The 24,775-nt window shown below is 55.7% G+C and carries 26 protein-coding genes; 13 read left to right on the top strand and 13 right to left on the bottom strand.

Annotation, left to right across the window (positions count from 1 at the left end; all coding sequences use genetic code 11):
* Positions 1-85: 85 nt before the first annotated feature.
* Both CUC53_RS02035 and polA read left to right on the top strand, forming a co-directional pair.
* Positions 86-745: an HAD family hydrolase gene (locus tag CUC53_RS02035; RefSeq protein ID WP_100292624.1), complete on the top strand. Its 660-nt coding sequence runs from the start codon at positions 86-88 to the stop codon at positions 743-745.
* Positions 746-1,274: 529 nt separating this feature from the next.
* The gene (gene polA, locus CUC53_RS02030; protein ID WP_100292623.1) at positions 1,275-4,031 is read left to right on the top strand and encodes a DNA polymerase I; all 2,757 of its coding nucleotides are present in this window, start codon (positions 1,275-1,277) and stop codon (positions 4,029-4,031) included.
* 151 nt (positions 4,032-4,182) lie between these two features.
* Here polA and CUC53_RS02025 read toward each other — a convergent pair whose 3' ends face one another.
* Both CUC53_RS02025 and CUC53_RS02020 read right to left on the bottom strand, forming a co-directional pair.
* On the bottom strand, positions 4,183-4,695 hold the full coding sequence (locus tag CUC53_RS02025) for a cupin domain-containing protein (protein ID WP_100292622.1): 513 nt from the start codon (positions 4,693-4,695) through the stop codon (positions 4,183-4,185).
* 45 nt (positions 4,696-4,740) lie between these two features.
* Positions 4,741-5,691, bottom strand: coding sequence for a LysR family transcriptional regulator (locus CUC53_RS02020; protein ID WP_100292621.1), 951 nt, complete (start codon positions 5,689-5,691; stop codon positions 4,741-4,743).
* 460 nt (positions 5,692-6,151) lie between these two features.
* On the opposite strand from CUC53_RS02020, the gene CUC53_RS02015 reads away from it, so the two are divergent.
* Together CUC53_RS02015 and CUC53_RS02010 are read left to right on the top strand one after the other, a co-directional pair.
* Complete coding sequence (locus tag CUC53_RS02015) at positions 6,152-6,454, top strand: YfcZ/YiiS family protein (RefSeq protein WP_100292620.1); 303 nt, start codon at positions 6,152-6,154, stop codon at positions 6,452-6,454.
* A gap of 172 nt (positions 6,455-6,626) precedes the next feature.
* Positions 6,627-8,045 carry an MltF family protein gene (locus CUC53_RS02010; RefSeq protein WP_100292619.1) on the top strand — a complete coding sequence of 473 codons (1,419 nt, stop codon included), beginning with the start codon at positions 6,627-6,629 and terminating at the stop codon, positions 8,043-8,045.
* On the opposite strand, the gene CUC53_RS02005 is transcribed toward CUC53_RS02010, so the two are convergent.
* Entirely contained in the window at positions 7,982-8,185 is a 204-nt protein-coding gene (locus CUC53_RS02005) for a hypothetical protein (protein ID WP_100292618.1), read from the bottom strand. The two genes, CUC53_RS02010 and CUC53_RS02005, sit on opposite strands and share 64 nt — an antisense overlap.
* Before the next feature lie 229 nt (positions 8,186-8,414).
* Here CUC53_RS02005 and tusD point away from each other — a divergent pair, with 229 nt between their 5' ends.
* From tusD to tusB, 3 genes are read left to right on the top strand one after another with little or no spacing between them, the layout of a single operon-like run.
* A complete protein-coding gene (tusD, locus tag CUC53_RS02000; RefSeq protein WP_100292617.1) occupies positions 8,415-8,807 on the top strand; it encodes a sulfurtransferase complex subunit TusD in 393 nt (130 codons plus the stop codon).
* A 7-nt stretch (positions 8,808-8,814) separates the two neighbouring features.
* Complete coding sequence (gene tusC, locus CUC53_RS01995; protein ID WP_100292616.1) at positions 8,815-9,171, top strand: sulfurtransferase complex subunit TusC; 357 nt, start codon at positions 8,815-8,817, stop codon at positions 9,169-9,171.
* Between the two features lie 8 nt (positions 9,172-9,179).
* On the top strand, positions 9,180-9,458 hold the full coding sequence (gene tusB / locus CUC53_RS01990) for a sulfurtransferase complex subunit TusB (RefSeq protein WP_100292615.1): 279 nt from the start codon (positions 9,180-9,182) through the stop codon (positions 9,456-9,458).
* 150 nt (positions 9,459-9,608) lie between these two features.
* Here the strand turns inward: tusB and asnA are convergent, their stop codons facing one another.
* Complete coding sequence (gene asnA / locus CUC53_RS01985) at positions 9,609-10,601, bottom strand: aspartate--ammonia ligase (RefSeq protein ID WP_100292614.1); 993 nt, start codon at positions 10,599-10,601, stop codon at positions 9,609-9,611.
* A gap of 154 nt (positions 10,602-10,755) precedes the next feature.
* On the opposite strand from asnA, the gene asnC reads away from it, so the two are divergent.
* Positions 10,756-11,217 carry a transcriptional regulator AsnC gene (asnC, locus tag CUC53_RS01980; RefSeq protein ID WP_100292613.1) on the top strand — a complete coding sequence of 154 codons (462 nt, stop codon included), beginning with the start codon at positions 10,756-10,758 and terminating at the stop codon, positions 11,215-11,217.
* A gap of 83 nt (positions 11,218-11,300) precedes the next feature.
* On the opposite strand, the gene pntB is transcribed toward asnC, so the two are convergent.
* Both pntB and pntA read right to left on the bottom strand, forming a co-directional pair.
* A complete protein-coding gene (gene pntB / locus CUC53_RS01975; protein ID WP_100292612.1) occupies positions 11,301-12,785 on the bottom strand; it encodes a Re/Si-specific NAD(P)(+) transhydrogenase subunit beta in 1,485 nt (494 codons plus the stop codon).
* Positions 12,786-12,796: 11 nt separating this feature from the next.
* On the bottom strand, positions 12,797-14,323 hold the full coding sequence (gene pntA / locus CUC53_RS01970; protein WP_100292611.1) for a Re/Si-specific NAD(P)(+) transhydrogenase subunit alpha: 1,527 nt from the start codon (positions 14,321-14,323) through the stop codon (positions 12,797-12,799).
* A gap of 12 nt (positions 14,324-14,335) precedes the next feature.
* On the opposite strand from pntA, the gene CUC53_RS01965 reads away from it, so the two are divergent.
* The 3 genes from CUC53_RS01965 (at position 14,336) to CUC53_RS01955 (ending at position 16,207) form a co-directional block, all read left to right on the top strand.
* On the top strand, positions 14,336-14,740 hold the full coding sequence (locus CUC53_RS01965) for a hypothetical protein (protein WP_100292610.1): 405 nt from the start codon (positions 14,336-14,338) through the stop codon (positions 14,738-14,740).
* A gap of 389 nt (positions 14,741-15,129) precedes the next feature.
* Positions 15,130-15,639 carry a lipocalin family protein gene (locus tag CUC53_RS01960; RefSeq protein ID WP_100292609.1) on the top strand — a complete coding sequence of 170 codons (510 nt, stop codon included), beginning with the start codon at positions 15,130-15,132 and terminating at the stop codon, positions 15,637-15,639.
* 133 nt (positions 15,640-15,772) lie between these two features.
* Positions 15,773-16,207 carry a flagellar basal body-associated FliL family protein gene (locus CUC53_RS01955; RefSeq protein WP_100292608.1) on the top strand — a complete coding sequence of 145 codons (435 nt, stop codon included), beginning with the start codon at positions 15,773-15,775 and terminating at the stop codon, positions 16,205-16,207.
* 287 nt (positions 16,208-16,494) lie between these two features.
* Here the strand turns inward: CUC53_RS01955 and CUC53_RS01945 are convergent, their stop codons facing one another.
* A complete protein-coding gene (locus CUC53_RS01945; protein ID WP_100292606.1) occupies positions 16,495-16,833 on the bottom strand; it encodes a DUF2799 domain-containing protein in 339 nt (112 codons plus the stop codon).
* A gap of 128 nt (positions 16,834-16,961) precedes the next feature.
* Here CUC53_RS01945 and CUC53_RS18765 point away from each other — a divergent pair, with 128 nt between their 5' ends.
* Complete coding sequence (locus CUC53_RS18765; RefSeq protein ID WP_157798174.1) at positions 16,962-17,147, top strand: hypothetical protein; 186 nt, start codon at positions 16,962-16,964, stop codon at positions 17,145-17,147.
* Between the two features lie 9 nt (positions 17,148-17,156).
* Here the strand turns inward: CUC53_RS18765 and CUC53_RS19425 are convergent, their stop codons facing one another.
* The 6 genes from CUC53_RS19425 to trxA form a co-directional block, all read right to left on the bottom strand.
* Entirely contained in the window at positions 17,157-17,279 is a 123-nt protein-coding gene (locus tag CUC53_RS19425) for a hypothetical protein (protein ID WP_272896743.1), read from the bottom strand.
* A 74-nt stretch (positions 17,280-17,353) separates the two neighbouring features.
* A complete protein-coding gene (gene acuI, locus CUC53_RS01935) occupies positions 17,354-18,334 on the bottom strand; it encodes an acrylyl-CoA reductase (NADPH) (RefSeq protein WP_100292604.1) in 981 nt (326 codons plus the stop codon).
* Between the two features lie 714 nt (positions 18,335-19,048).
* Positions 19,049-19,747 (bottom strand): NAD(P)H-flavin reductase, encoded by a 699-nt coding sequence (gene fre / locus CUC53_RS01930; RefSeq protein WP_100292603.1) that lies wholly within the window; start codon positions 19,745-19,747, stop codon positions 19,049-19,051.
* A gap of 146 nt (positions 19,748-19,893) precedes the next feature.
* A complete protein-coding gene (ubiD, locus tag CUC53_RS01925; protein ID WP_100292602.1) occupies positions 19,894-21,363 on the bottom strand; it encodes a 4-hydroxy-3-polyprenylbenzoate decarboxylase in 1,470 nt (489 codons plus the stop codon).
* A gap of 200 nt (positions 21,364-21,563) precedes the next feature.
* A complete protein-coding gene (rho, locus tag CUC53_RS01920; RefSeq protein ID WP_100292601.1) occupies positions 21,564-22,829 on the bottom strand; it encodes a transcription termination factor Rho in 1,266 nt (421 codons plus the stop codon).
* A 207-nt stretch (positions 22,830-23,036) separates the two neighbouring features.
* The gene (trxA, locus tag CUC53_RS01915) at positions 23,037-23,363 is read right to left on the bottom strand and encodes a thioredoxin TrxA (protein WP_100292600.1); all 327 of its coding nucleotides are present in this window, start codon (positions 23,361-23,363) and stop codon (positions 23,037-23,039) included.
* A 113-nt stretch (positions 23,364-23,476) separates the two neighbouring features.
* Between trxA and rhlB the strand changes: the two genes are divergently transcribed.
* On the top strand, positions 23,477-24,769 hold the full coding sequence (gene rhlB / locus CUC53_RS01910; RefSeq protein WP_100292599.1) for an ATP-dependent RNA helicase RhlB: 1,293 nt from the start codon (positions 23,477-23,479) through the stop codon (positions 24,767-24,769).
* Positions 24,770-24,775 lie beyond the last annotated feature (6 nt).

Raw genomic sequence — 24,775 nt, 5'->3', positions numbered from 1 at the left:
CCGAAACCCGTGCGCCTAAGACTAAAGGTGCCGCTGCAGGTGGGCTGCACCTCTTTTGCTTGGCGTTTTACTACAAGGAGCCACAATGACTCTGGCGTTGTTTGATCTGGATGACACCTTGATTGCGGGCGACTCCGCTAGCCTATGGCTGCAGTTCATGGTGGCGCAAGGGCTGGCCCCTGCCAGCATGATTGCCGACGAACAGGCGATGATGGCCCGCTATCACGAGGGCTCGTTAAACATGCACCAGTACATGGCCTTTACCCTGCAGCCACTGGTGGGTAAGTCTCGGCAATGGCTCGATGAGATGAGCGCCGTTTTTGCCGAGCAAGTGCTGTGTGAGCGACTCTATCCCGAAGGATTAGCCCGCATCCAATGGCATCGGGAGCGGGGTGATGAGCTGGTGCTGATTTCTGCCTCGGGTGAGCATCTGGTGGCTCCTATGGCCAAGATGCTGGGCATGGATCACTGCATTGCCATCTTGCTAGACCAGGTGGAGGGCAAGCTCACCGGCCAAACCCAGGGCATCCTCAGTTTTCGCGAAGGTAAGGTGGCAAGGATCAACCAACAGTTCGCAGGGAAGCCCAACCTGTGGCGGGGCAGCTTTGGTTACAGTGATTCCCACAACGATCTGCCAATGTTGCAGGCCGTCACCCATCCTCATGCGGTGAATCCGGCCCCGGTCCTGCGCCAGCAGGCTAATGAGCAGGGCTGGCCAATATGGGAGTGGCTGCGGCAAGCGTGAGGCAAGCCCCTCGTTTTTTGTCACCTTAACGGTGTTTATCACTCAAGCAACAAAAGGGGCTGGGTGAAACGGCCCGCTCAGCTTGAGTTGAGCACTGCAAGCCAAGTACGCCGCATCACAGTGGCCAGCGGGCAAACCAGTTATTGCTGAAAATGTGAGCCAAGATCGATAGTCGTATTTTTGTTTGATCCTTACTCGCCGTCAGCTGGCGAACTCGCGCTGCTGTGCTAGGATTGCATCGCATGCTCAGTGACCGCACTAACTCCCTTGAGTTTTTTCCACATTGATCGAGATCATTCTAACTGCTCATTCATTTGGTGTTAATGATCTAACTATTTGTTTTAAATCATTTAAAATTTACTTTTCCACAGTTTTTTAATCTCTCTTCAGCATAAGCTTCATTTTTAAGCACAGAGTTATCCACAGATTTTGCGCGGTGGGTGATTATTTTATGCTACTGCCATCTCCTTGGTGTGAAAGGGGGCGCTGTGGCATCCTAGCGGCTGTTTAATTCTGGCAGGACGAATTCATGGCCCCTAGCAATCCCCTTATTCTGGTCGACGGCTCTTCTTATCTTTACCGTGCCTTCTTCGCCTCCCAGCAGGCCGACCTGCGTACCTCGACCGGTTTGCCGAGCGGCGCCGTCCGTGTCATGGCCAACATGATGCGCAGCCTGCGCAAGCAATATCCTGACTGTCATGTGGCCGTGGTGTTTGATGCCAAAGGCAAGACCTTCCGCGACGACATCTATCCCGAGTACAAGGCCACTCGTGCCAGCATGCCGGACGATCTACGCAGCCAAGTTGCCCCTATTCACCAGATGATCAAGGCGATGGGTTTCCCCTTTTTGATGGTGGAAGGCGTTGAGGCTGACGATGTGATTGGCACCCTAGCCCGCCAGGCGACTGAGAAGCAGCTGCCGGTGCTGATCAGTACTGGTGACAAGGACATGGCACAGCTGGTCTCCGACCATGTCACCCTGATCGACACCATGAAAGATGTGAAGACCGATCGGGAAGGGGTGATCGAGAAGTTTGGCGTACCGCCCGAGCTCATCATCGACTATCTGGCCCTGATGGGTGACAAGGTCGACAACATTCCCGGTATGACCGGTGTCGGCGAGAAGACCGCACTGGCTCTGCTGCAGGGGATTGGCAGCATCGACGAGATTGCCGCCAACCTCGACAAGGTGGCCGCCCTGGGCTTTCGTGGCTCCAAGGCGTTCGCCGACAAGTTCCGCGAGCAGGAAGAGCAGGTTCGTCTCTCTTATACCTTGGCGACCATCAAGACCGATGTGGTGCTGGAACAGAGTCTGGAACAGCTGTTGCTCAAACCGGTCGACAAGGAGTCGTTGTTGGCGGTCTACCGCGAATATGAGCTGCGCAACCTGATCAAGGAGCTGGACTCCGGTGGCGAAGAGAGCGTCGGATCGGAAGAGGCAAGTAGCGAGGCGGCTGCTCCGGTTGTCGCCATCGAAACCGACTACCGCTGCATTCTGGACGAAGCCGAGTTTGACGGCTGGCTGGAACAGCTGAAAGCGGCACCGTTGTTTGCCTTCGATACCGAAACCACCAGTCTTGACTATATGGAGGCGCGGATCGTCGGCGTCTCCTTCGCGGTAGAACCGGGTAAAGCCGCTTATGTACCGTTTGGCCACGACTATCTCGGGGCGCCGGTGCAGTTGACCGAAGCTGTGGTGTTGGGCAAGCTCAAGCCGCTGCTGGAAGATCCGACCCGTCTCAAGGTGGGGCAGAATCTCAAATACGATCGCAACGTGCTGCTCAACCACGACATCGACCTGCAGGGCATCGCCTACGACACCATGCTCGAATCCTATGTGCTTAACTCCACCGCCAGTCGCCACGACATGGATTCGCTGGCCAAGCGTTACCTCGGGGTCGAGACCACCTCCTTTGAAGATATCGCAGGCAAAGGGGTGAAACAGCTCACTTTCAACCAGATCGAGCTGGAGCAGGCCGCTCCCTATGCGGCGGAAGATGCCGATATCACCCTGCGTCTGCACCAGACCCTGTGGGGTCAGCTGGAGGCCGTGCCGGGTCTGTGCCAGGTATTTAGCGAAATCGAGCTGCCGCTGCTGCCGGTATTGGCGCGGATGGAGCTGATCGGCACCACCATAGATCCCAAGCTGCTGCACCAGCAGAGTCAGGAGATCGAACTGCGGCTGGCCGAGCTGGAGCGTCAGGCCCACGAGCTGGCCGGACAGGAGTTCAACCTCTCCTCACCCAAGCAGCTGGGGGAGATCCTCTTCACCAAGCTGGGTTTGCCGATCATCAAAAAGACCCCCAAGGGAGCGCCGTCCACCGCAGAAGAGGTGCTGGCCGAGCTGGCGGAGACCTATGAACTGCCACGCCTGTTGATGGAGCATCGCGGCTTGGCCAAGCTCAAGTCCACCTATACCGACAAGCTGCCGCTGATGATCAAGCCGCAGACCGGGCGGGTGCACACCTCCTATCATCAGGCGGTAGCGGCCACGGGTCGTTTGTCATCATCTGATCCCAACCTGCAGAATATTCCGGTGCGCAACGAGCAGGGGCGCCGGATCCGTCAGGCCTTCATCCCGAGCGCCGGCTACAAGCTGGTGGCGGCGGACTACTCCCAGATCGAGCTGCGGATCATGGCGCACCTCTCCGGTGATAAGGGGCTGCTGACCGCCTTTGCCGAGGGCAAGGACATTCACAAGGCGACGGCTGCCGAGGTATTCGGTGTCGCGCTCGATGTAGTCACCACCGACATGCGCCGCAGCGCCAAGGCGATCAACTTCGGCCTTATTTACGGCATGAGTGCCTTTGGTCTGGCCAAGCAGCTGGGGATCGGTCGCGCCGAAGCGCAGAAGTACATGGATCTCTACTTCGAACGCTACCCGGGTGTGCTGGAATACATGGAGCGCACCCGTCAGCAGGCGGAAGCCCAGGGGTATGTCGAGACCCTGTTCGGTCGTCGCCTCTATCTGCCGGATATCAAGTCCCGCAACGCCGGTCTGCGCAAGGCAGCCGAGCGGGCCGCCATCAACGCCCCGATGCAGGGCACGGCAGCCGATATCATCAAGCGCGCCATGATCAACGTGGACAGCTGGATCCGCGGTATCGAGGATGAGTCGATCCGGATGCTGATGCAGGTACACGATGAACTGGTGTTCGAGATCCGTGCAGAGAAGCTGGAGCAGTACACCGCCATCATTAAGGAGAAGATGTCGGCCGCTGCCGAACTGGATGTACCGCTGCTGGTTGAAGCGGGCACCGGTGACAACTGGGATCAGGCCCACTGATTTCAGGCGCTGCGGCCCCATGTTGGCAGCCCCATCAGCCTCTTCATCTTGCCCCCCTCGCCGGAGGGGGTGCCTAAATACCGAGAGGAAACATAGGGGGCTTTGTAGTAAAACGCTGCCATGCTCATTCCCCCCACGATGGTGAGGGGGATCAGAAAGGGCCGTCCCGCTCGCGTAGTCTATCCGGCAGGCCATCGTGATGGCCCATGTCGCGGGCAGGCACGTCGTGCCAGTGTCGCTCGCCGATCTGATGGTTGTAATCGGGATGTAGGGGGTAGTGGATGCGGTTATCGGCGCGATTTCGATCCCCCACGCAGAGCAATCTTACTGGTTTATCCGTGTTGTTGATAAAGGTATGGGCAAGCCCATCACCCGCCTTGAAACCGACCGAGTCCCCCGGTTGTAGTCGATACAGCGTCCCATCTAGCCAGACATCTGGTGTGCCTTCCAGCACGTGGACGAACTCATCCTCGGTCTCTTCAGCATGGGGCCAGCTAGTGCGGCAGCCTGGCTCCACTAGCTCGTGATGAATGCCGATCCGGCTAAAGCCAAAATGTCTGCCCAGTGCACTACCGAGGGACATTCGCTCCTCGCTGCCGGGGTAACATCCCGGCTCAGGTTCTTGCAGCTCGTGCCAATGTTTGATGCTGGGATGACGGGTCATGCTAGTTCCTTTCGTTATAAGGTGGGAAATAGGAGAAGAACTACCCTAGTGATCCAGCTGGTTCATGATCAGCGAAAGTAGGGTCTCTCTGAGCCAGCGATGGCCGGGATCTTCCTGATGGCGCTGATGCCAGATCAGCAGATGAGAAATGGTGTCCAGCTCGAGCGGGAGCGGTAGTGAGAGCAGGGGATACACCTGGGTGGCATGTCGCGCATAGAGCTTGGAGAGGGTGACGATCATATTGGAGTGCATCGTCATTCGTAGCGCCGCCTCAAAGGAGGGGACGCTAGCCTCAATCCGTCGGTAGAGATCCTGCTCTGCCAATTTATGGTCCAGCATCCAGCGATCCCGCCCTTCGCAGTAGGTTTGGACATGGGGATAACTGAGATACTCTGCCAGTGTCCAGTTCGTCGCCTGTAACGCCGGATGGTGTTGTTGTACTAGGCAGGTGAGCCCATCCAATGTCAGGAGCCGCTGGCAAATACTGCTGGGTAGGGTATCGAGCCGATAATCAGAGTTAATGCAATTTTCTCGCACCGTAAACGCAATATCGACCCGTCCTTGGCTCATTTCAGTCAGGCTATTTTCAGTCCACTCCTCGTAGCGCAGCCGTATCCGTGGCGCTTGTTGCTTGAGTTCACTCAGGTAGAGGGGAGCAAACAAGGTAAACGCGCTATCCATGCTGGCGATCACGAACTCGCGTTCCGAGCTGGTGGGATCGAAGCAAGGCGGTTGGATTAAGGTATCTAACGACAGCAAGATGGGCTGGAGTTGCTGCTGCAACGTTAAGGCGCGTGCCGTGGGTTCGAGACCATAAGCTGAGCGGACGAAGAGTGCGTCATCAAAGGTTTCCCGTAAGCGACCGAGGGCTTTGCTCACCGCGGATTGACTCAGATGCAGACGCCGAGCTGCCCGACTGCCATTGCGCTCTTCTAGTAAAACTTGAAGTATTATCAATAGGTTGAGGTCAATACGTCCGAGTTGTTCCAACAGCATGATATGAATCTTTTTCAACTTTAAAATGAATTTATACCATTTGTCTTCATATCTTGCCGATCTTATCCTCGATCGGTCTTTGGCCCTCAGTGTGGGCCGCTGGTACAGGATGTAGCAGCAGAAGAGGCAAGTAGCACAAGCAATATGGCGGCCTTAGGGTCGCCGTATTTATTTCAGGGTGCCGATTTATTTGCTAATTTGCATTGACCTTGATATTGCCCAGCAATCCCCGACCGTTTTTTTGGTACAACATCTCGCACTCGACGTTGATATAAGCCTGCGACAGGGCACGATGATGTTCATATCTAGCATTGTTTGCTCGTGCTGGTGGGAGGCTTATCGCAAGGGTTTGGTTGGAAATATAGCGAGTTACCAATAGATAGATGCTAGCTACAGCCTTCTGAGATGTTTGCAAGGTGTTTGTTAGCCAGTAGCCCTGAGATTAAGTAGGAGCATAAGTATGTCGATAAACGATAAAGTTGAACTAAACGAAACCTGTGACAGCTGCGGCTGTTTTGCGGAGATTGGCACCATCATTGGTGAAGGTGATGATGTGATGGAGCTGGTGATTGAAGCGGCAAGTGAAGCGGATGCTCGCCTCAAGTTAGCTTCTTACGAAGCGCTGGCTAAGCAAGTGACCGCGGAGGCAACGGTGAGCAGCGAAGTAGCGCAGAGCGCGGCGGGAGTGACCCTTAAGGCGTTGTTGCAATTTACGTGTACCGCAGAAAAACTGATTTTCGAGATGCGGGCCCGCGCTATTTAACGGTGCAGAGATGCGGCAGGCCTGCCTGCCGTGTTGGTTTTTTACTCGGGGTTGCAAGGGTGCATGGTGTTTGCGAAGGCGGCATCAATGTCATGTGTGTGCCAAGGTTTCCTCGACAAGTTGTATTTCAAGCAGCGCGTATCGCTCGTGCCAACCAACAGAGGACGCCCATATGCGGCAATGGATATGGGGTCTGCTGGCCCTTTGTTGTTTTCCTCTTTTTGCGGCGGATTTAGCGCCCCAGCATCTTTTTCCATCCGCTGATCTCAAGCAGGTACTGCAAAAGCGGGTGCTCAGGGCACTGGTTGTCTATGAGCGTGGCTTCTATTTCCTCGATAAAGGGGCGCAATACGGCATATTAGTCAATCAGTTACAGGGTTTTGAACACTGGCTCAACAAGACTTATCTGGCCAACGAAAAGATCAAACTCAAGGTGATTTATATTCCGGTGCGCCAAGATCAACTGTTGGACTATCTGACCGAAGGGCGAGGCGATATCGTGGTGGCCACGATGACGGTAACGTCAACCCGAAGTGAGCAGGTGGCGTTTTCAAACCCCGTTATTGCGCCAATCGAAGAGTGGGTGATCAGTCAGGGGGGATTGGCCGAGTTTAACCGGATCACTCAGTTGTCGGGGCGGCGTGTCTGGGTACGGGCTAGTTCTAGCTATCACGAAAGCCTGCGCCAGCTTAACTGGTTGTTTCGGGAATTAGGCTTGCCCCCTGTCTACATCGAGACCGTGCCAGAATACCTACAAGATGGCGATCTGCTGGAAATGGTTGCTGCGGGCATCATTCCTCTTACGGTGACCGATAGCTATAAGGGCCGGATCTGGCTGGAGAGTCTCTCAGACGTCAATGCGCATAAGCTGGTCCCGTTACGGGTTAATGGTCGCAGTGCGTGGGCGCTGCGTAAAGATAGCCCTGAGCTACTCAAGGCGGTGAATCGCTATCTTGCTGATACCGGTAAGCGGACGCTGTACAACGACATGAGCCTGCGCCGTTTAGTGGCCCACAGTGAACGAATGAGTAATATTTTGGCCCCCGACCCGCTGGGACGGCTGGGGGCGATCCGCAAAGTGTTTGAGCGCTATGCCGCCCAATATGAGTTGGATTGGCTGATGCTAGCCGCATTGGGATACAAAGAGTCAGGTCTCAATGCCAATGCGCGTTCGAGCAAAGGGGCGGTTGGTATAATGCAGCTGCTGCCCAGCACTGGCCGAGAAGTCGGCGTGACAGGGGCAAACTTGACCTCGCTGACGGGCAATGTGGAGGCAGCCTGTCGCTATATGCGGCTGATCCTAGATACCTATTTTAATGACCCCGCCCTTGACCGGCTGAATCGTCATCTGTTTGCGTTGGCGGCTTATAATGCGGGCCCGAATCGGGTGCAGGCGCAGCGTGCCAAGGCGAGCAAGCTGGGGCTGGACCCCAACGTCTGGTTTGGTAACGTCGATCAGCTGGTCGCCAATGAGGTGGGGCAAGGCCCCATTAACTACGTCAGCACCATCTACAAATATTATGTGGCTTACAGCTTCAGCCTGCCTTTGATAGAAGGTAAGGTGGCGGCTGTCGAGGCGGCGCAGCCCTGATCGGCGGGGGGCTCTGGTTGGCTCATCAAGCCTGCGGCGTCTTGATGCTGTAAAAACCAATCGAGGTTAATCAGGGTAGGGGCGTCAGGTTGGCTCAGGTGGCCTAAATAGCGCAATACTGGGGCATCTTGCAGTTCCATCGTTCGCTCCTGCTGGATATAACGAAAACCTACTCAGGTTATGGCACTGCGCGATGACAGCCAGATGACGTTAGCCAACGTGGCTGACGTCGGGTTGCGGCGGCGCTAACGCCACGCGCTACATAGCCACATATGACGGTGATAGCGTGCGCAGGTGGCGCCATATGTTAGGGCAGGCGTACCGGAGTGGGCGGGTTCTGTAGGTAATGATGTGCAAGCAGGAGTGGGTATGAGTTTGAGTTATGCCTTGTTAGTCACGGGGCCCGCTTATGGCACCCAGACGGCCAGCACGGCTTATCGTTTTGCCCAAGCGCTGGTGGCTCAGGGGCATCGATTAGCATATGTGTTTTTTTATCAAGAGGGGGTTTGCAACGGCAATACCCTGCACTCACCCGCTTCTGATGAGGTCGATTTAGTGCGTCTGTGGTCAGCCTTAGCGCAGGAACAAGGCATCCCCATTGATGTCTGTGTGGCGGCGGCGCTGCGCCGTGGCGTGCTGGATCAGTCGGAGGCGCAAAGCAGTGGCCAAACGCAGTTCAACTTACAGGCCCCTTTTCATTTAAGCGGTTTAGGCCAATTGGCTGAGGCGGTTCTCACTGCCGATCGCTTTGTTCAGTTTTAGAGGCGTCATGAAAAAAATCGCGTTTATTGGTCGTCATGCGCCCCATGGTTATGCAGCGGGTCGTGAAGGGCTGGATGCCTTATTAGCCACGTCAGCATTCACCGAATCGCTCGCGCTGTTTTTGATTGGCGATGGGGTGCTGCAACTGGTGAAAGCACAGCAGCCTGCCACCATTTTACAGCGTCACTATGCGCCCACTTTTAAGATGCTGGAGCTCTACGACATTGACCATATCTATGTCTGTCGGGACTCGCTGTTCGAGCGCGGCCTGCAAGAGGCTGATTTAGTGATACCGGTTACCTTACTGGCCCGCGACGAGCTCGCTGCCTGTTGGACCGATTATCCAACTCACATTAGTTTTTGAGGTTGTTCATGTTACACCTGATTCTCAGTTCACCTTTTCAGCACGCTGCACTGGAACAGGCCTTAGCGTACCTGCAACCTGAGGATGAACTGATTTTGGCGCAAGATGGTGTCATTGCCGCCGTCGCGCCGGATTGGTGTAAACGGTTGGTAGGACGCACCGTGTATGTGATGGCAGAAGATCTGCAAGCGCGTGGTCTCCACCCGCAGATCGGCGTTGTGATCGATATCAATGGCTTGGTTGCGCTTATCTCAGAGAAGGGCTCACCTCAAACTTGGGCTGATTAAGGCAAGGCTCGGCTGTTCATGGTAGCAAAGCCGTCGGCTCTTCGGTGGCATGAACGCCGAGGTAGCCTGCTCTCTCTATGACCCAACAGGGATGCGCGCGGCATCCCTGTTGGGTTTTCCCATGGCTTATCGTTTATCGTTGGGGACTGACTACAGCATCCCTGGCAGGCTGGCTTTCACCTCGGCAGACCACACCCCCACCTGTACTTGGCCGATGTGCTCTTTTTGCAACAGCAGCATCGCCAAGCGAGATTGGCCAATTCCCCCCCCGATGGTCTGTGGCATCTGCTCTGCCAGCAGCGCCTGATGCCACTCGAATTGCAGGCGATCTTCATCACCGGTGATGGCCAGTTGGCGGCGCAGAGCGTCGGCATCGACCCGGATCCCCATCGAAGAGAGTTCGAAGCAATCTTGCAGCACGGGGTTCCACACCAGAATGTCACCGTTGAGGCCCGCGAGCCCTAGCTCGTTGCGGCTGCTCCAGTCATCATAATCCGGTGCTCGCACATCGTGCCGTTCACCCTGAGACAAAGCCCCGCCAATACCGATCAGAAACACCGCGCCGAGCTCTTTGGCGATGGCGCGCTCGCGCCCCTTGGCATCGAGATCGGGATAACGAGTCAGCAGCTCTTCACTGTGCAGAAATTGGATCTCGGCAGGAAGGAAGGGAGTGAGATCATGCTCAGCGCATACTGCGCGTTCAGTGGCTTTGATGGCACTCCAAATGCAGCAGACCGTCTCTTGCAGATAGGCCAGATCGCGGCGATCGCTGGGCATCACCTTCTCCCAATCCCACTGATCCACATAGACCGAGTGGATGGGGGTGAGTTTGTCTTCATCGGGACGGAGCGCTTTCATATGTGTATAAAGCCCTTCACCCGGACCAAAGCCAAAACGCCCCAAGGTTTGCCGCTTCCATTTTGCCAAGGAGTGGACTACTTCGTAGCGGTGCTCCGGCAGGCTCTTCACCTTGACCTGCACTGCATTCTCATGGCCTGACAGGTTGTCTTGGGTGCCATCGCCCACGCGGCTCAAAATCGGGGCTTGTACTTCGATCAAGCCCAGTTGCAAAGCAAGCTGACGGGAGAACATCTCTTTGACAAAGCTGATCTGTTGCTGGCTGCGAATGTAGTGCTGTTTCATGCTAGATACCTATCTCAAACATCATTGGATGTGGCGATTCTTCAACAAAATCCCTACCTAATTCAATATTCGACAACGGAAATAGGCTTTTATGATTTTTTTGTTCAAAATAAAGGGTAAATAAATGAGGTTTCATTAATTAAAGGGCGAAAAAATGCCAGAAAATTATCGGATCGATAATCTTGATCAAGCGATCCTCACTGCATTGATGGCCAATGCGCGGCTGCCTTATGCCGAATTGGCCAAGCAGTTGCAGGTCAGCGCAGGCACCATCCATGTGCGGGTTGAGAAGATGAAACAGGCTGGGATCATCGAAGGGACCCGCGTACAGGTGAATCCGAAGAAGCTGGGTTATGACGTCTGCTGCTTTATCGGGATCAATCTAAAAAGCGCCAAAGATTACCCCTCGGCACTGGCTAAACTGGAGGCGCTAGACGAGGTGGTGGAGGCCTACTACACCACGGGTCACTACAGCATCTTCATGAAGGTGATGACCCGTTCCATCGACGAGCTGCAAACCGTCCTTATCCATAAGATCCAGACCATTGATGAGATCCAGTCCACAGAGACCCTGATCTCACTGCAAAACCCGATCTTGCGCGATGTAAAACCTTAATGTGATGAGCGGTGGCTATGGCCAGACAATAAAAATGCCGCTGCGGGGAGACCCGCAGCGGCATGGGCAATCCAAGGTTGGCGTTATAGCGCCTTGAGGATTGCCTCGACACTGGCTTTGGCATCGCCAAACAGCATCTGGGTATTCTCTTTGAAGAACAGCGGGTTCTGGACACCGGCATAGCCAGTGTTCATGGAGCGCTTGAAGCCGATGACATTCTGCGCTTTCCACACTTCCAGTACCGGCATCCCGGCGATCGGGCTGCCCGGATCTTCCATGGCAGCTGGGTTAACGGTGTCGTTGGCACCGATCACCAGCACCACGTCAGTGTCGCTGAAGTCGTCGTTGATCTCGTCCATTTCCAGCACGATGTCGTACGGTACTTTGGCTTCCGCCAGCAGCACGTTCATGTGGCCTGGCAAGCGACCGGCAACCGGATGAATACCAAAGCGCACCTTGACGCCGCGATCCCGCAGCTTCTGGGTAATTTCAGCCACCGGATACTGGGCCTGCGCCACCGCCATGCCGTAGCCGGGGGTGATGATGACGGAGCTGGCGTTTTTCAACATGTCGGCCACGTCTTCCGCATTGGTTTCGCGGTACTCGCCCAGCTCTTCCTCAGCGGTCGAGGCCACGCCGTCAGAACCAAAACCACCGGCGATCACGGAGATGAAGGAGCGGTTCATCGCCTTACACATGATGTAAGAGAGAATCGCACCGGAGGAGCCGACCAGCGCACCCACCACGATCAGCAGGTCGTTGGAGAGCATGAAGCCCGCCGCTGCTGCCGCCCAACCGGAGTAGGAGTTGAGCATGGAGACCACCACCGGCATATCAGCACCACCGATGGAGGCGACCAGATGCCAGCCGAAGGCGAAGGCGATCAGGGTCATCACCAACAGGGCGAAGGTTGAACCACCGGCGTTGACGAAGTAGATCATCAGTGCCAGCGAGGCAACCACCGCCAGCAGGTTCAGCTTGTGGCGATGTGGCAGCATCAGCGGCTTGGAGGAGATAAGCCCACGCAGCTTACCAAACGCCACCACAGAGCCGGTGAAGGTCACGGCACCGATGAAGATACCAAGGAATACTTCGACCAGATGGATGTTCAGCATGGCGCCGGAGAGGTGCTCGACCTGGGCAACACTGGCTGCCTGCTCGAACGCCGCTCGGGCCGCTGCCAAGGTGGCATCTAGGTTGGAACCAACGGAAACCACTACTTCAGCAGGGGCGGAGGGGTGCAGATCGATGAAGCTGTTAAAGCCCACCAGCACCGCTGCCATACCGACGAAGCTGTGCAGCACCGCCACCAGCTCGGGCATCTCGGTCATCTCGACCTTGAGCGCCAGACGCACACCGATGGCACCACCGATCACCATGGCCAGAATGATCCAGTGCACGCCACTGGTTTCTGGGTTGAACACGGTGGCGAGCAGCGCAATAGCCATCCCCGCGATACCGAACAAGTTGCCATGCTTGGCCGTCTCTTGCTTCGACAGTCCCGCAAGACTGAGGATGAAGAGCACGGCGGCAACGATATAGGCTGCTGTTACCAGTCCTTGAGACACGTTAAACCCCCTTAATCCTTACGGAACATCTTCAGCATGCGCTGAGTCACGGTGAAGCCACCGAAGATGTTGATACTGGCAATCAGCACGGCGATAAACGCCAGCGCGGTAACCAAGGTAGAACCTTGCCCAATTTGCAGCAGAGCGCCGACCACGATAATGCCGGAAATGGCATTGGTGACCGACATCAGTGGTGTGTGCAGTGAGTGGGAGACATTCCACACCACGTAATAACCGACCACACAGGCCAGGATGAATACAGTGAAGTGAGAGAGGAACGCAGCAGGTGCCACAGCCGCAACCCAGCCGAACGCAGCGATGCCCAAGGCACCCCAGATGAACTTCTTGTTGGAGGGTTTGGCCTCTTCCTTTTTCGCGGCCGGTTTGGCGGCAGCCGGCTTTTGCGGCGCGGCAGAGACGGAGATAGCGGGCGGCGGGAAGGTCACTTCACCAGCCTGGATCACCGTCATGTTGCGCTGCACCACATCTTCGAAGTTGATGGCAACGTTACCGTCCTTCTCCTTGCACATCAGCTTCATCAGGTTGACCAGGTTGGTACCGTAAAGCTGGGAGGATTGGGCAGGCAGACGACCCGGCAGATCGGTGTAACCGATCACCTTGACGCCGTTAGGAGTGACGAACAGCTCGGTCGGTTTGGTGTATTCACAGTTACCGCCGGTTGCTGCAGCCAAGTCCACAATGACGGAACCCGGCTTCATGCTGTCGACCATCTCCTTGGTGATCAGCTTGGGCGCTGGGCGACCAGGGATCAGCGCGGTGGTGATGATGATGTCCACCTCTTTGGCCTGCTGGGCAAACAGCGCCATCTCGGCTGCGATGAACTCATCGGACATCACTTTGGCATAACCATCGCTGGAGGCGCCATCTTCGCCGCCGAAGTCCAGCTTGAGGAACTCCCCACCCATGGATTCGATCTGCTCGGCCACTTCTAACCGGGTATCGAACGCCCGCACGATGGCGCCGAGGGAACCGGCCGTACCGATGGCGGCCAGACCGGCTACACCGGCACCGATCACCAGTACCTTGGCAGGAGGAACCTTACCAGCTGCGGTGATCTGACCAGTGAAGAAGCGACCGAATTGGTGCGCAGCTTCAACCACGGCGCGATAGCCACCGATGTTGGCCATGGAGGAGAGGGCATCGAGGGACTGGGCACGGGAGATCCGCGGCACCATGTCCATCGCCATCACATTGATGTTGCGCTCGGACAGCTTCTTGACCAGCTCAGGGTTCTGGGCAGGCCAAATGAAGCTCACCAGAGTGGCGCCATCTTTAATTTGTGCGATTTCGGCATCGGTCGGCGCATTGACCTTGAAGATAAGGTCCGCTTGCCAGACATTCGGCACCACGCTGGCACCGGCAGCCTCGAAGGCGGCATCATCGAAGCTGGCCAACTGGCCTGCGCCGGACTCGATGGCGACCTCGAAGCCGAGCTTTTTCAGCTGCTCGACGGTAGCCGGGGTCGCTGCGACCCGGGTCTCACCGACGAGACTCTCTCTCGGTATTCCAATCTGCATGACTATTCCCTGATGGTTAATAAAAAATCGCTTCCCAGTGTCGCATTTCTAGCGAAACAAAACATGCCCAAGCGGTGGGCCAAGGGCCTTTTTAATGAAAACAAGGCGGCTTTACCTCAACCTCCTGTCATGGTCAGGCCCTGCTTTTCAGGCGCGAGGGTGATTAGTATCAAATTTTGGAGTTTTATTACAACCACACAACCAGCAGTCAGTGCACAGAATTCAGCCTGTCAACGGCAGGGATTTAAAAAAACAAACCAAATTAGAGAGTTAAATCAGCCAAATCCGCTACTAAAAGTGATCCAACCAGTCAAAAAAAATGTTTTGCCCAAGTTCTATCTTAGCGTTTTTTATTCTCACAAAATCTGCCCAGATCACAGATATTGGGCCAAAATCGAAAAAATAACCGTTTTATAACAATTTAACAGCGTTACCCCAGTAAACAATGGGCTTGGGAGCAATCAGCTTCACACTTTACATTGTCTGATGAGTCATTGACGGCGTCAGCGTGAATGCCATAAATATGCTAATTAGGGGACAAGCGAGCCTTGCTGGTGTTCACCATGGTCGAGGGGACAACGTTGCGGTTGAGATGAGGGCATGAATGGAGATGTGTCCCTTTGCTGACTTACCCTACAGCACGTTAACGGGTAAGGTATCGGTAACATGAGGCCGAGTATCGGGCGAGCCATGGTACTAAGGGTGTGCGATCACTTGTGCCCGTTATGGAAGGGGCAGCACGCCCGCGGGTCGGTCTATGAAGGGGCTAACCTAGCCACATTGACATTGATAAAGAGGAATAGAGGATGCGTTTACTGCTTGGTCTGCTCACTGGACTGTTATTGACAGCGTGTACTGGTCTTGCCGATGGCGTGCGCCCCATCACGGGCTTTCAGCTTGAGCGTTATCTCGGCACTTGGTATGAAATTGCCCGCCTTGATCACAGCTTCGAGCGGGGGTTGGAACAGGTTAGTGCGACCTATAGTTTGCGCGACGATGGCGGGGTTAAGGTGGTTAACCGCGGTAGAGAGGCCAATGGCAGTTGGCGTGAGGCTGAAGGAAAAGCCTATTTTGTCGATAAACCGGATGAGGCACGGCTTAAAGTCAGCTTTTTCGGCCCTTTTTATGGCGGGTATAACGTCATTGATCTTGATCCTGACTATCAGCTCTCGTTGGTCACCAGTTATAACCACGATTACTTATGGATTCTCTCTCGTCAGCCGAATCCCCCCCAAAAGCAGCTCGATGCAGTGGTTGCCAAGGCAAAAAAATTAGGTTTTGCCACGGATAAATTGATCTGGGTGAAGCAGCCCTAAGCACCCCTATTGGTCGGCTTAGTCAGCCAGAACATAGTGATATCGCCATGTTGATTGACCACCTCGGTGGCCCTTGGCTGGCCTGATGGCGATATCCAGTCTCAATTCTTTGCCGCAAATGTGAGTCATCTATATGAAGATATTTAAAATTTTCCTGCTGTTGCTACTCAGTTGTGGTGGATGGCAAGTACAAGCCTCGTCTGAGGAAGAACCCGCCGTAGAGGGTGCCGAAGGGGTGGTCAAGCCGAGCTTTTCCTACCATGCGCTCGATCCTGACATCATTACCAACTATCTGAGCAATAACAAAACCTTGGGTTACCTGCGGGTCAGCGTCGAGTTAATGGCTGAAAATGAGGCTGACCTTAAGTTATTGGAACAGCATGACCCGCTGATCCGTGATGCCATTATCCGCTTAATCGGGAGTAAACAGGGCGAGCAGGTCAAATCATTGGTGAACCGCGAAGAGCTGCGTCAAGAGTGTGAGGCCAAGGTCAATGAATTGCTGGTCAGTGAGACGGGAAAGAAAGCCGTTCGCGAGCTTTTTTTTACCAAGTTCCTCTATCAATGACCTGCGAGACGTAAGGATTCGCGTAAAGATCGGTGACGCGCATTTGCCGCTTTATTCGAAATGAAAATCGATTACAATACGCCCATCATGTCGTAGAGGTAGTCAAGATGGGCAGCAAAACCCTGTGTGAGTGGCGCCGCCACGAGATCCCCAGTGATCTCAAGTCTTTGCGTAGAATCGTGAGTAAACCCAAGTTTGTCTGCGGAAAATGTGCCCGCAGTGCCAACGACAGAGACTACCTGTGTCAGCCACTACGGCTTAAAGAGGAGTGATGGCTGGTCAGCGAGTTATTGATCTGCCCAGCTCTGGCGACCTTGCTCAAGCAACCTGCGAGCCTGCCCATCGTTAGGGCATACACCGCGATATTCACTGCCGGTCCGCCCCGCTAAATACAGGTGCTCTGGGCGGCAATACCACGCCAGCCCCTGCTGGCGGCCCTGCTCCCACAACTCTGCATCCACCTTATTGCCACATTGCGTCTGATGAAAGGCCACTCGGTCGGCCGTCAATCCGAGTTTGCCGTCGGCTTCCCCCACATCACGCCATACCTTCTCGCAGGGATCACCGTGGGAGGCGCAGCCTCCGAGCAGTCCCACCAGCACCATCATGGAAAGTCGCATAGCCATCCTTGAGTATCGTTTGAGTAATTTATTCTGTTCCAGTGCGGCCACCATCACAAGCAGGACCTGTCACCTAATGGGTTACCTCAGCGGTTCACGGCATCCTGATAGCTTATGAGCGCGGCAGTGTAGGGATGAGTGATGATGCTATCGACCACCAACAAACCATCAGCTATCAATGGCGGCGTTGTCTTAGGGTCAATAAAGGAGCTGGCCATAACAAAGCAGCCCAGCAAGAGGGGGGTCTGCTGGGCCGCGTAATCGTCGATCATAATAGTAATAGTAATCAGGCGGGCAACATGGCCCGCCTGTTCATATAAATTGGCTGTTCATTGGTCATCGAGCGGCTCGTCATCTAGCCAAATCTCATCTTCCCACTGATCCAGCTCATCTTCCCAGGATTCCGAGTCCCACTCGTCGTCGAGTTCGTCATCCGGCTTGTGTCCACCCATTTTCATTCTCCTTGGATAGTGCGCCTGCATTCAAAGTCTATCCATAAAAATGGGCGTTGCCAGTCAAAATGAGATTAAAATTTAACCAAAATTCGTCCTGCCACTTGTCCCTCGGTGATCGCAGTAGCAGCTGAAACGACCTGTTCTAGCCCAATCTCAGTGACCGCCAGTGCAAAGAAATGGGCGGGTAGAGCTTGCGCTAGTCGCTGCCACGCCAGCTGACGACGCGCCAGCGGACACATCACCGAATCAACTCCTTGCAACCGCACATTGCGCAGAATGAAGGGCATCACGCTGGTAGGGAGATCAATACCGCCCGCCAGCCCACAAGCAGCCACGGCGCCGCCATAGTTGATTTGGGCCAGCAGCTTGGCCAGTACTTGGCTACCAACGGTGTCGATGGCTGCGGCCCATTGCTGCTGCTCCAGCGGCTTGGCGGGTTGCAGTAGTTCACTACGTGGCACGATACGGCTGGCACCCAGCGCCGTCAGCATGGCCCCCTGCTCTTGTGGACGACCGGTCAACGCGGCCACTTGGTAGCCAAGCGCCGCCAACAGCGCCACCGAGGTGGAGCCCACACCGCCGGCCGCGCCGGTGACCAGCACCTCGCCGCTTTCCGGCGTAATGCCGGCCTCTTCCAGTGCCAACACGCAGAGCATGGCGGTGAGACCGGCAGTGCCGATACACATTGCCTGTCGCTCATCCAGCCCAGCAGGCAGTGGTACCAACCAGTCCCCTTTGACCCGCGCCTGTTCGGCCATGCCGCCCCAATGGCTCTCTCCAACGCCCCAGCCGGTCAGCACCACCTTATCGCCCACCTGATAGCGGCTGTCGGCAGATTCGAGCACGGTGCCGGCGAAGTCGATGCCGGGCACCAGCGGCCACTGACGGACGATCTTGCCCTTGCCGGTGATCGCCAACCCATCCTTGTAGTTGATGGAACTATACGCAACCGATACCCGTACCTCACCTGCTGGCAACTGGCTCTCGGCCAGCTGGGTCAGGGTGGCTACAGTTTTGCCCGCTTGGTTTTCTAGTAACAGAGCCTTAAACATGATGACCTCTTTGTTTGGTATTAACACAATTCACGAACCGTGCTGGTTGAATCTCAGACCTCTGGGAACTGACGATATCGGTCCTCTATCTGTGTGTTGGCTGAGGCGGCCGATCTACCATCTAGGTTGATGATGAGCCTTGTTCGCTCTGTGCCTGCTCGGCATATTCGGTCGCTAGTACATCGGCAACTTGATGGATTTGCTGACGCACCCAGCGGCGCAGGGGTCCGCCTTGGGGCGCGCATACCAGATTTGCATCACATCAACCCGTGATAGGGTATGCGGGCACCGCAGAGAGAGTGAAACAGCGGCTTCGTGATGCCTGAGTAAGTCTGACCCTCGTCGCTCGGCAGTCAGCCTGCCATCGATCCCAAGTGCTGCAATGAGGGTGCCAGACTCGGGGCCCTTCACCGCGTTGACCCAGACCACTCCGCTCAGGAGGCCCCTCCCTGCCGCTGGCCATTATCATCCCAGCGCTGGTGGAATAGCGAGGGGGTCAGCTGCGGGGTTATCGGGTGCTACCTGATAATCACGTGTTAAGTGCTGCTGTGGTATGCAGTCAAGGTCCCAGCAGAACAGGGTGAGCAAAGCCAATAACAACCATGCCCGTCAGGGCGAACTGACGGGCATGGTTGAGTGAGATAGAGAGAGACGGGGATTGTCGCGGCAAATAGTCACAGGCTGTGCGGCACCAATGGGAGAACGTCGGCCTGACTAGATAAAATCGTAGGCGTCACCAAAGATCCGCTCCGGCTCGGCGCCGAGGATCTTGAACTCTTCCCGTGCGGCCCCCGCCATCTCAAAGCGACCGGCGACGTAGATGTCGTAGTCGTAGAGGCTGGTGAAATCATCCATGATCGCTTTGTGCACCAGTCCGCTCTTGCCGGTCCAGTCAGCCTCCGGCTCCTGCACCACAGGAATAAAGGTGAGCGGCGCATAGTCACGCTCCCACTGCTGCATCTGCTCCAGCTCATAAAGCCAGTGAGCCTGACGCACGCCCCAGTAGAAGAACACCGGGCGCTTACTGCCTGTGTCGATCAGGTATTCCAGCATGGAGCGGGCGTAAGAGAAGCCGGTGCCGCCCGCCATCAGGATCAGCGGACGGGGGGATTCATCCCGCAGGAACGCCTTGCCCGCCGGCAATTCGACCTCGATCTCGCCCTGCTCGCGCATCCGCGCCAGCACCTGACCTGCGTAGGCATTCTCGGGAGTGGCACCAATTTGCAGCTCTAGCACGCCCGGGCGGGTCGGCGAGTTGGCGATGGAGAAGGGGCGCTTGTCCGAATCGCTCATCACCACCAGCAGATACTGGCCGGGTTTAAATTGCACGGCTTGCTGTGGGGTGAGGGCCACATGCCAGATGGTGTCGACATATTCGCGCAGTTCCTCTACGCGGCATTTGATACGTTGCATGCTTATCCTTGTGGCGGGCTCGCGTGGCCCGCTTCGCTCATTGTTTCACTATGGAGTGACGACCAGCAGCCCTGGCCCCGTCAGTCGAGAATACTCAAATCAGTGCGGATCGCATCACTTTTTGCAGCAAAGCTGTCATGTTTGCCTCATCCGAGGATATTGAGCTCATCCCAGATGGCATCGACCTTCTGCTTCACCGCAGCATCTTGCACGATGGGCTGTCCCCACTCCCGGTTGGTCTCTCCCGGCCACTTATTGGTGGCATCTAGCCCCATCTTAGAGCCCAACCCAGAGACCGGTGAGGCAAAGTCGAGGTAGTCGATGGGGGTGTGCTCGATCAGGGTCGTGTCGCGCGCTGGGTCCATCCGAGTGGTGATTGCCCAGATCACATCGTTCCAGTCACGGGCGTTGATGTCGTCATCGCAGACGATCACAAATTTGGTGTACATGAACTGGCGCAGGAAGGACCAGACCCCCAGCATCACCCGCTTGGCATGGCCCGGGTAGCGTTTTTTGATGGTCACCACCGCCATCCGGTAGGAGCACCCTTCCGGCGGCAGATAGAAGTCCACAATCTCGGGGAACTGCTTCTGCAGCAGCGGCACGAACACCTCGTTCAGCGCCAGACCCAGCACCGCCGGTTCATCGGGCGGCCGGCCAGTGTAGGTGCTGTGATAGATGGCATCGCGCCGCTTGGTGAGGTGAGTGATGGTAAAGACCGGGAACTCATCCACCTCGTTGTAGTAACCAGTGTGATCGCCGTAAGGCCCTTCCGGCGCCATTTCACCCGGCTCCAGATAGCCTTCCAGCACGATTTCGGCGCTGGCTGGCACCTCTAAATCGCAGCTGATGGCCTTGATCACCTCGGTACGGCTGCCGCGCAGCAGACCGGCAAAGGCATATTCGGAGAGGGTGTCCGGCACGGGTGTTACTGCGCCGAGAATGGTCGCCGGATCGGCGCCGAGTGCCACCACTACCGGGAATCGCTCACCGGGATGGGCCTCCTGCCACTCGCGAAAATCGATGGCACCGCCGCGGTGATCAAGCCAGCGCATGATCAGCTTATTTTTGGCGATCTTCTGCTGGCGATAGATGCCGAGGTTCTGCCGCTTCTTGTAGGGGCCACGGGTGATGGTGAGACCCCAGGTGACCAGCGGCGCTACATCGCCAGGCCAGCAGTGCTGGATCGGGATCTGGTCGAGATCAACCGCATCCCCCTCTTGCACCACCTGCTGGCAGGGGGCGGAAGAGAGGCGCTTGGTCGGCATGTTGAGCACCTGCTTGAAGATCGGCAGCTTCTCCATCAGCTCCTTGAATCCCTTGGGTGGCTCGGGTTCCTTGAGATAGGAGAGCCAAGTGCCGACTTGACGCAGGGCACTCACATCGGGCTGGCCCATGCCCATGGCCACCCGATCTGGGGTGCCGAACAGGTTGGTCAGCACTGGCATGGTGTAGCCTTTGGGATTTTCGAACAGCAGAGCTGGGCCACCGGCCCGCAGGGTGCGATCGCTTATCTCGGTCATCTCCAGATAGGGATCGATCTCGCGGCTGATGCGCTTGAGTTGTCCGCGTTGTTCCAGCTGCGCGATGAAATCACGCAAATCCTTGTATTTCATGCACGTTCCCAACAGGGTGGAGGAGATGTTGCATTATAACCTTGGCGCCCTTGCAGGTGTATCTGGATTGGAACAGATGCGTGAGGTCATCAGGGGCAAGCAAGTGAGAGTGCTGATACATAGCAATGAGGTAGGGGAGGTCAGCTAGCCAAATGAAAAACCGCGACCAGGGCCGCGGTTTCGTCATTTTCTGACCGGACTTACTTCTGCTGGCGCCGCATGGCGTCGAAGAACTCGTCGTTGGTCTTGGTCATCGCCAGCTTGTCGATGAGGAACTCGATGCCGTCGATCTCACCCATCGGGTGAACAATCTTGCGCAGGATCCACATCTTCTGCAGCTCGTCGCCGGTGGTGAGCAGCTCTTCCTTACGGGTGCCGGAGCGGGTTATGTCGATAGCAGGATAGACGCGCTTCTCGGCAATTTTGCGCGAGAGGTGCAGTTCCATGTTGCCGGTACCCTTGAACTCTTCGTAGATAACCTCGTCCATCTTGGAACCGGTATCGATCAGCGCGGTGGCGATGATGGTCAGGCTGCCGCCCTCCTCAACATTACGCGCGGCGCCGAAGAAGCGCTTGGGACGGTGCAGGGCGTTGGCGTCCACACCACCGGTCAGAACCTTGCCGGATGAGGGGATGACGGTGTTGTAGGCGCGAGCCAGACGGGTGATGGAGTCCAGCAGGATCACCACGTCTTTCTTGTGCTCGACCAGACGCTTGGCCTTCTCGATCACCATTTCGGCAACCTGAACGTGACGGGAAGCTGGCTCGTCGAAGGTGGAAGCGATCACTTCCCCTTTCACCATGCGCTGCATCTCGGTCACTTCTTCCGGACGCTCGTCGATCAGCAGAACGATCAGTTCACAGTCTGGGTGGTTGTAGGCGATGCTCTGGGCGATGTTCTGCAGCAGCATGGTCTTACCGGCCTTGGGCGGCGCCACGATCAGGCCACGCTGGCCTTTACCGATGGGGGAAGCCAGGTCCAGAACCCGAGCGGTGATATCTTCGGTAGAGCCGTTACCCCGTTCCATACGCAGACGCTCGTTGGCGTGCAGGGGGGTAAGGTTTTCAAACAGGATCTTATTGCGGGAGTTTTCCGGACGGTCGTAGTTGACATCGTTGACCTTGAGCAGCGCGAAATAGCGCTCGCCCTCTTTGGGCGGCCGGATCTTGCCTGAGATGGTATCGCCGGTGCGTAGATTGAAACGGCGAATTTGGCTTGGGGAGACATAAATGTCATCTGGACCTGCCAAGTAAGAGCCGTCTGCACTACGCAGAAAGCCGAAACCATCGGTCAGAATTTCCAGCACACCGTCGCCAAATATATCCTCACCACCCTTGGCGTGCGCCTTAAGGATTGCAAAGATAATATCTTTCTTGTGCGCCCGAGCCAGATTTTCCAACCCCATGGATTCGCCGAGCTTGACCAGCTCAGACACAGGAGTGTTCTTTAATTCAGTCAGATTCATAGTGGTGAAAGTCTGTAAGCAAGGATTGAAATGAGGAGACAGTCTGCTGGATTGATGCTGATCAGATTTGGATTGCCCATGTGATTGCTAAGCAAAAAGTCAGGCAAAAAGGTTAGCAAACGAGCAATAAGTTAGCACCAATCGGGATGAGCGTCTAGGTGATAAAACCGAAGGAGCGCATTATTGCAATGCGCTCCTTTTAAATCATTACAAATTACCGTCCAAAAAGTCTTTCAGTTGGGTTTTGGACAGGGCGCCAACCTTAGTCGCGGCCACTTCGCCATTTTTGAACAACAAGAGGGTTGGAATACCACGAATGCCGTACTTGGGCGGAGTGTCGGCGTTATGATCGATGTTCAGTTTGGCTACGGTTACGCGACCAGCATACTCTTGGGCGACCTCGTCGAGGATCGGGGCAATCATTTTGCACGGACCACACCATTCAGCCCAGAAGTCGACCAGTACCGCGCCATCGGCGTTGATTACATCGGCCTCGAAGCTGGCATCGCTCAGCTGAACAATCTTGTCACTCATCTCCAACTCCAATCAGTAAATAGGCCTTAATTGACTCATCAATAAAGGCAATAGTTGCCCTATTTGAAATGATCCTGTTTATTATTGCAAGCCTAACCTGATAACCTACCGCCATGAGCAAAACACATTTAACGACTGAAAAATTTGCCCAAATGGGCCTCGAACCCGAAGTTCTGGCTGGTCTGGAAGCAAAGGGATTTCACTACTGCACGCCCATCCAAGCGTTGTCTCTGCCACTGCTTGTAGAGGGCCATGATCTAGCTGGTCAGGCCCAAACAGGAACTGGTAAAACCATCGCTTTTTTAGCGGCAACGTTTAACTATCTTCTCACTCACCCGCTGACCACTCCCCGTTTGGTAAATCAACCGAGAGCCATCATCATGGCGCCGACTCGGGAGCTGGCAGTACAGATCTATAACGATGCTGACAGTATCGCCGCCTCTACAGGTCTAAAACTCGGCCTTGCCTATGGCGGCGAAGGGTATGACAAGCAGCTGGCCGTGTTGGAGCAGGGTGTCGACATCCTGATCGGCACTACTGGCCGCATCATTGACTATTTCAAGTCCAAGGTAATTGACCTTGGTAGTATCCAAGTGGTGGTACTGGACGAAGCGGATCGCATGTTCGATCTGGGCTTCATCAAGGACATCCGTTTCCTGTTCCGCCGTATGCCGCCCGCCACAGAGCGCCTGAACATGTTGTTCTCCGCCACTCTCTCCCTGCGGGTGCAGGAGCTGGCTTATGAGCATATGAATCACCCAGAACATGTGCAGGTCGAACCGGAGCAGATGACCGGCGTGCGGATCAAAGAGGAGCTGTTCTACCCCTCTAACGAAGACAAAATGCTGCTGTTGCTCTCCCTGATGGAAGAGGAATGGCCAGAAAAAGCCATCGTCTTCGCCAACACCAAGCATGTCTGCGAAGACGTCCACGCTTGGCTAGAGAACGACGGCCACCGCGTTGGCCTGCTGACCGGCGATGTACCGCAAAAGAAACGCATGAGAATTCTGGATGAATTCACCAAGGGGGCGCTGGATATTCTGGTCGCTACTGATGTAGCTGCCCGTGGCCTACATATCCCCGACGTGACTCACGTCTTCAACTATGACCTGCCCGACGACGCCGAAGACTATGTACACCGTATCGGTCGTACCGGTCGTGCCGGCAAGAGCGGTCACTCCATCAGCCTGGCCTGTGAAGACTATGCCTTCAACCTGCCGGCCATTGAGGAGTACATCCACCACGCCATTCCGGTCAGCAAATATGATCGCGAAGCGCTGCTAGATGACGTGACTGCGCCGAAGCGGGTGTTCCGCAATCGTCAGCCGATGAACCGCACCATGCGGGATCGCCAGGGCGGTGGCAACAGCAACAACAACCGTCGTCGTCCGCCGCGCAAGAGTTAAGGACAG

The organism is Aeromonas cavernicola, assembly GCF_002795305.1.
GTDB classification, from domain to species: Bacteria; Pseudomonadota; Gammaproteobacteria; order Enterobacterales; family Aeromonadaceae; genus Aeromonas; species Aeromonas cavernicola.
This window is presented reverse-complemented; position numbering and strand designations above follow the sequence as displayed.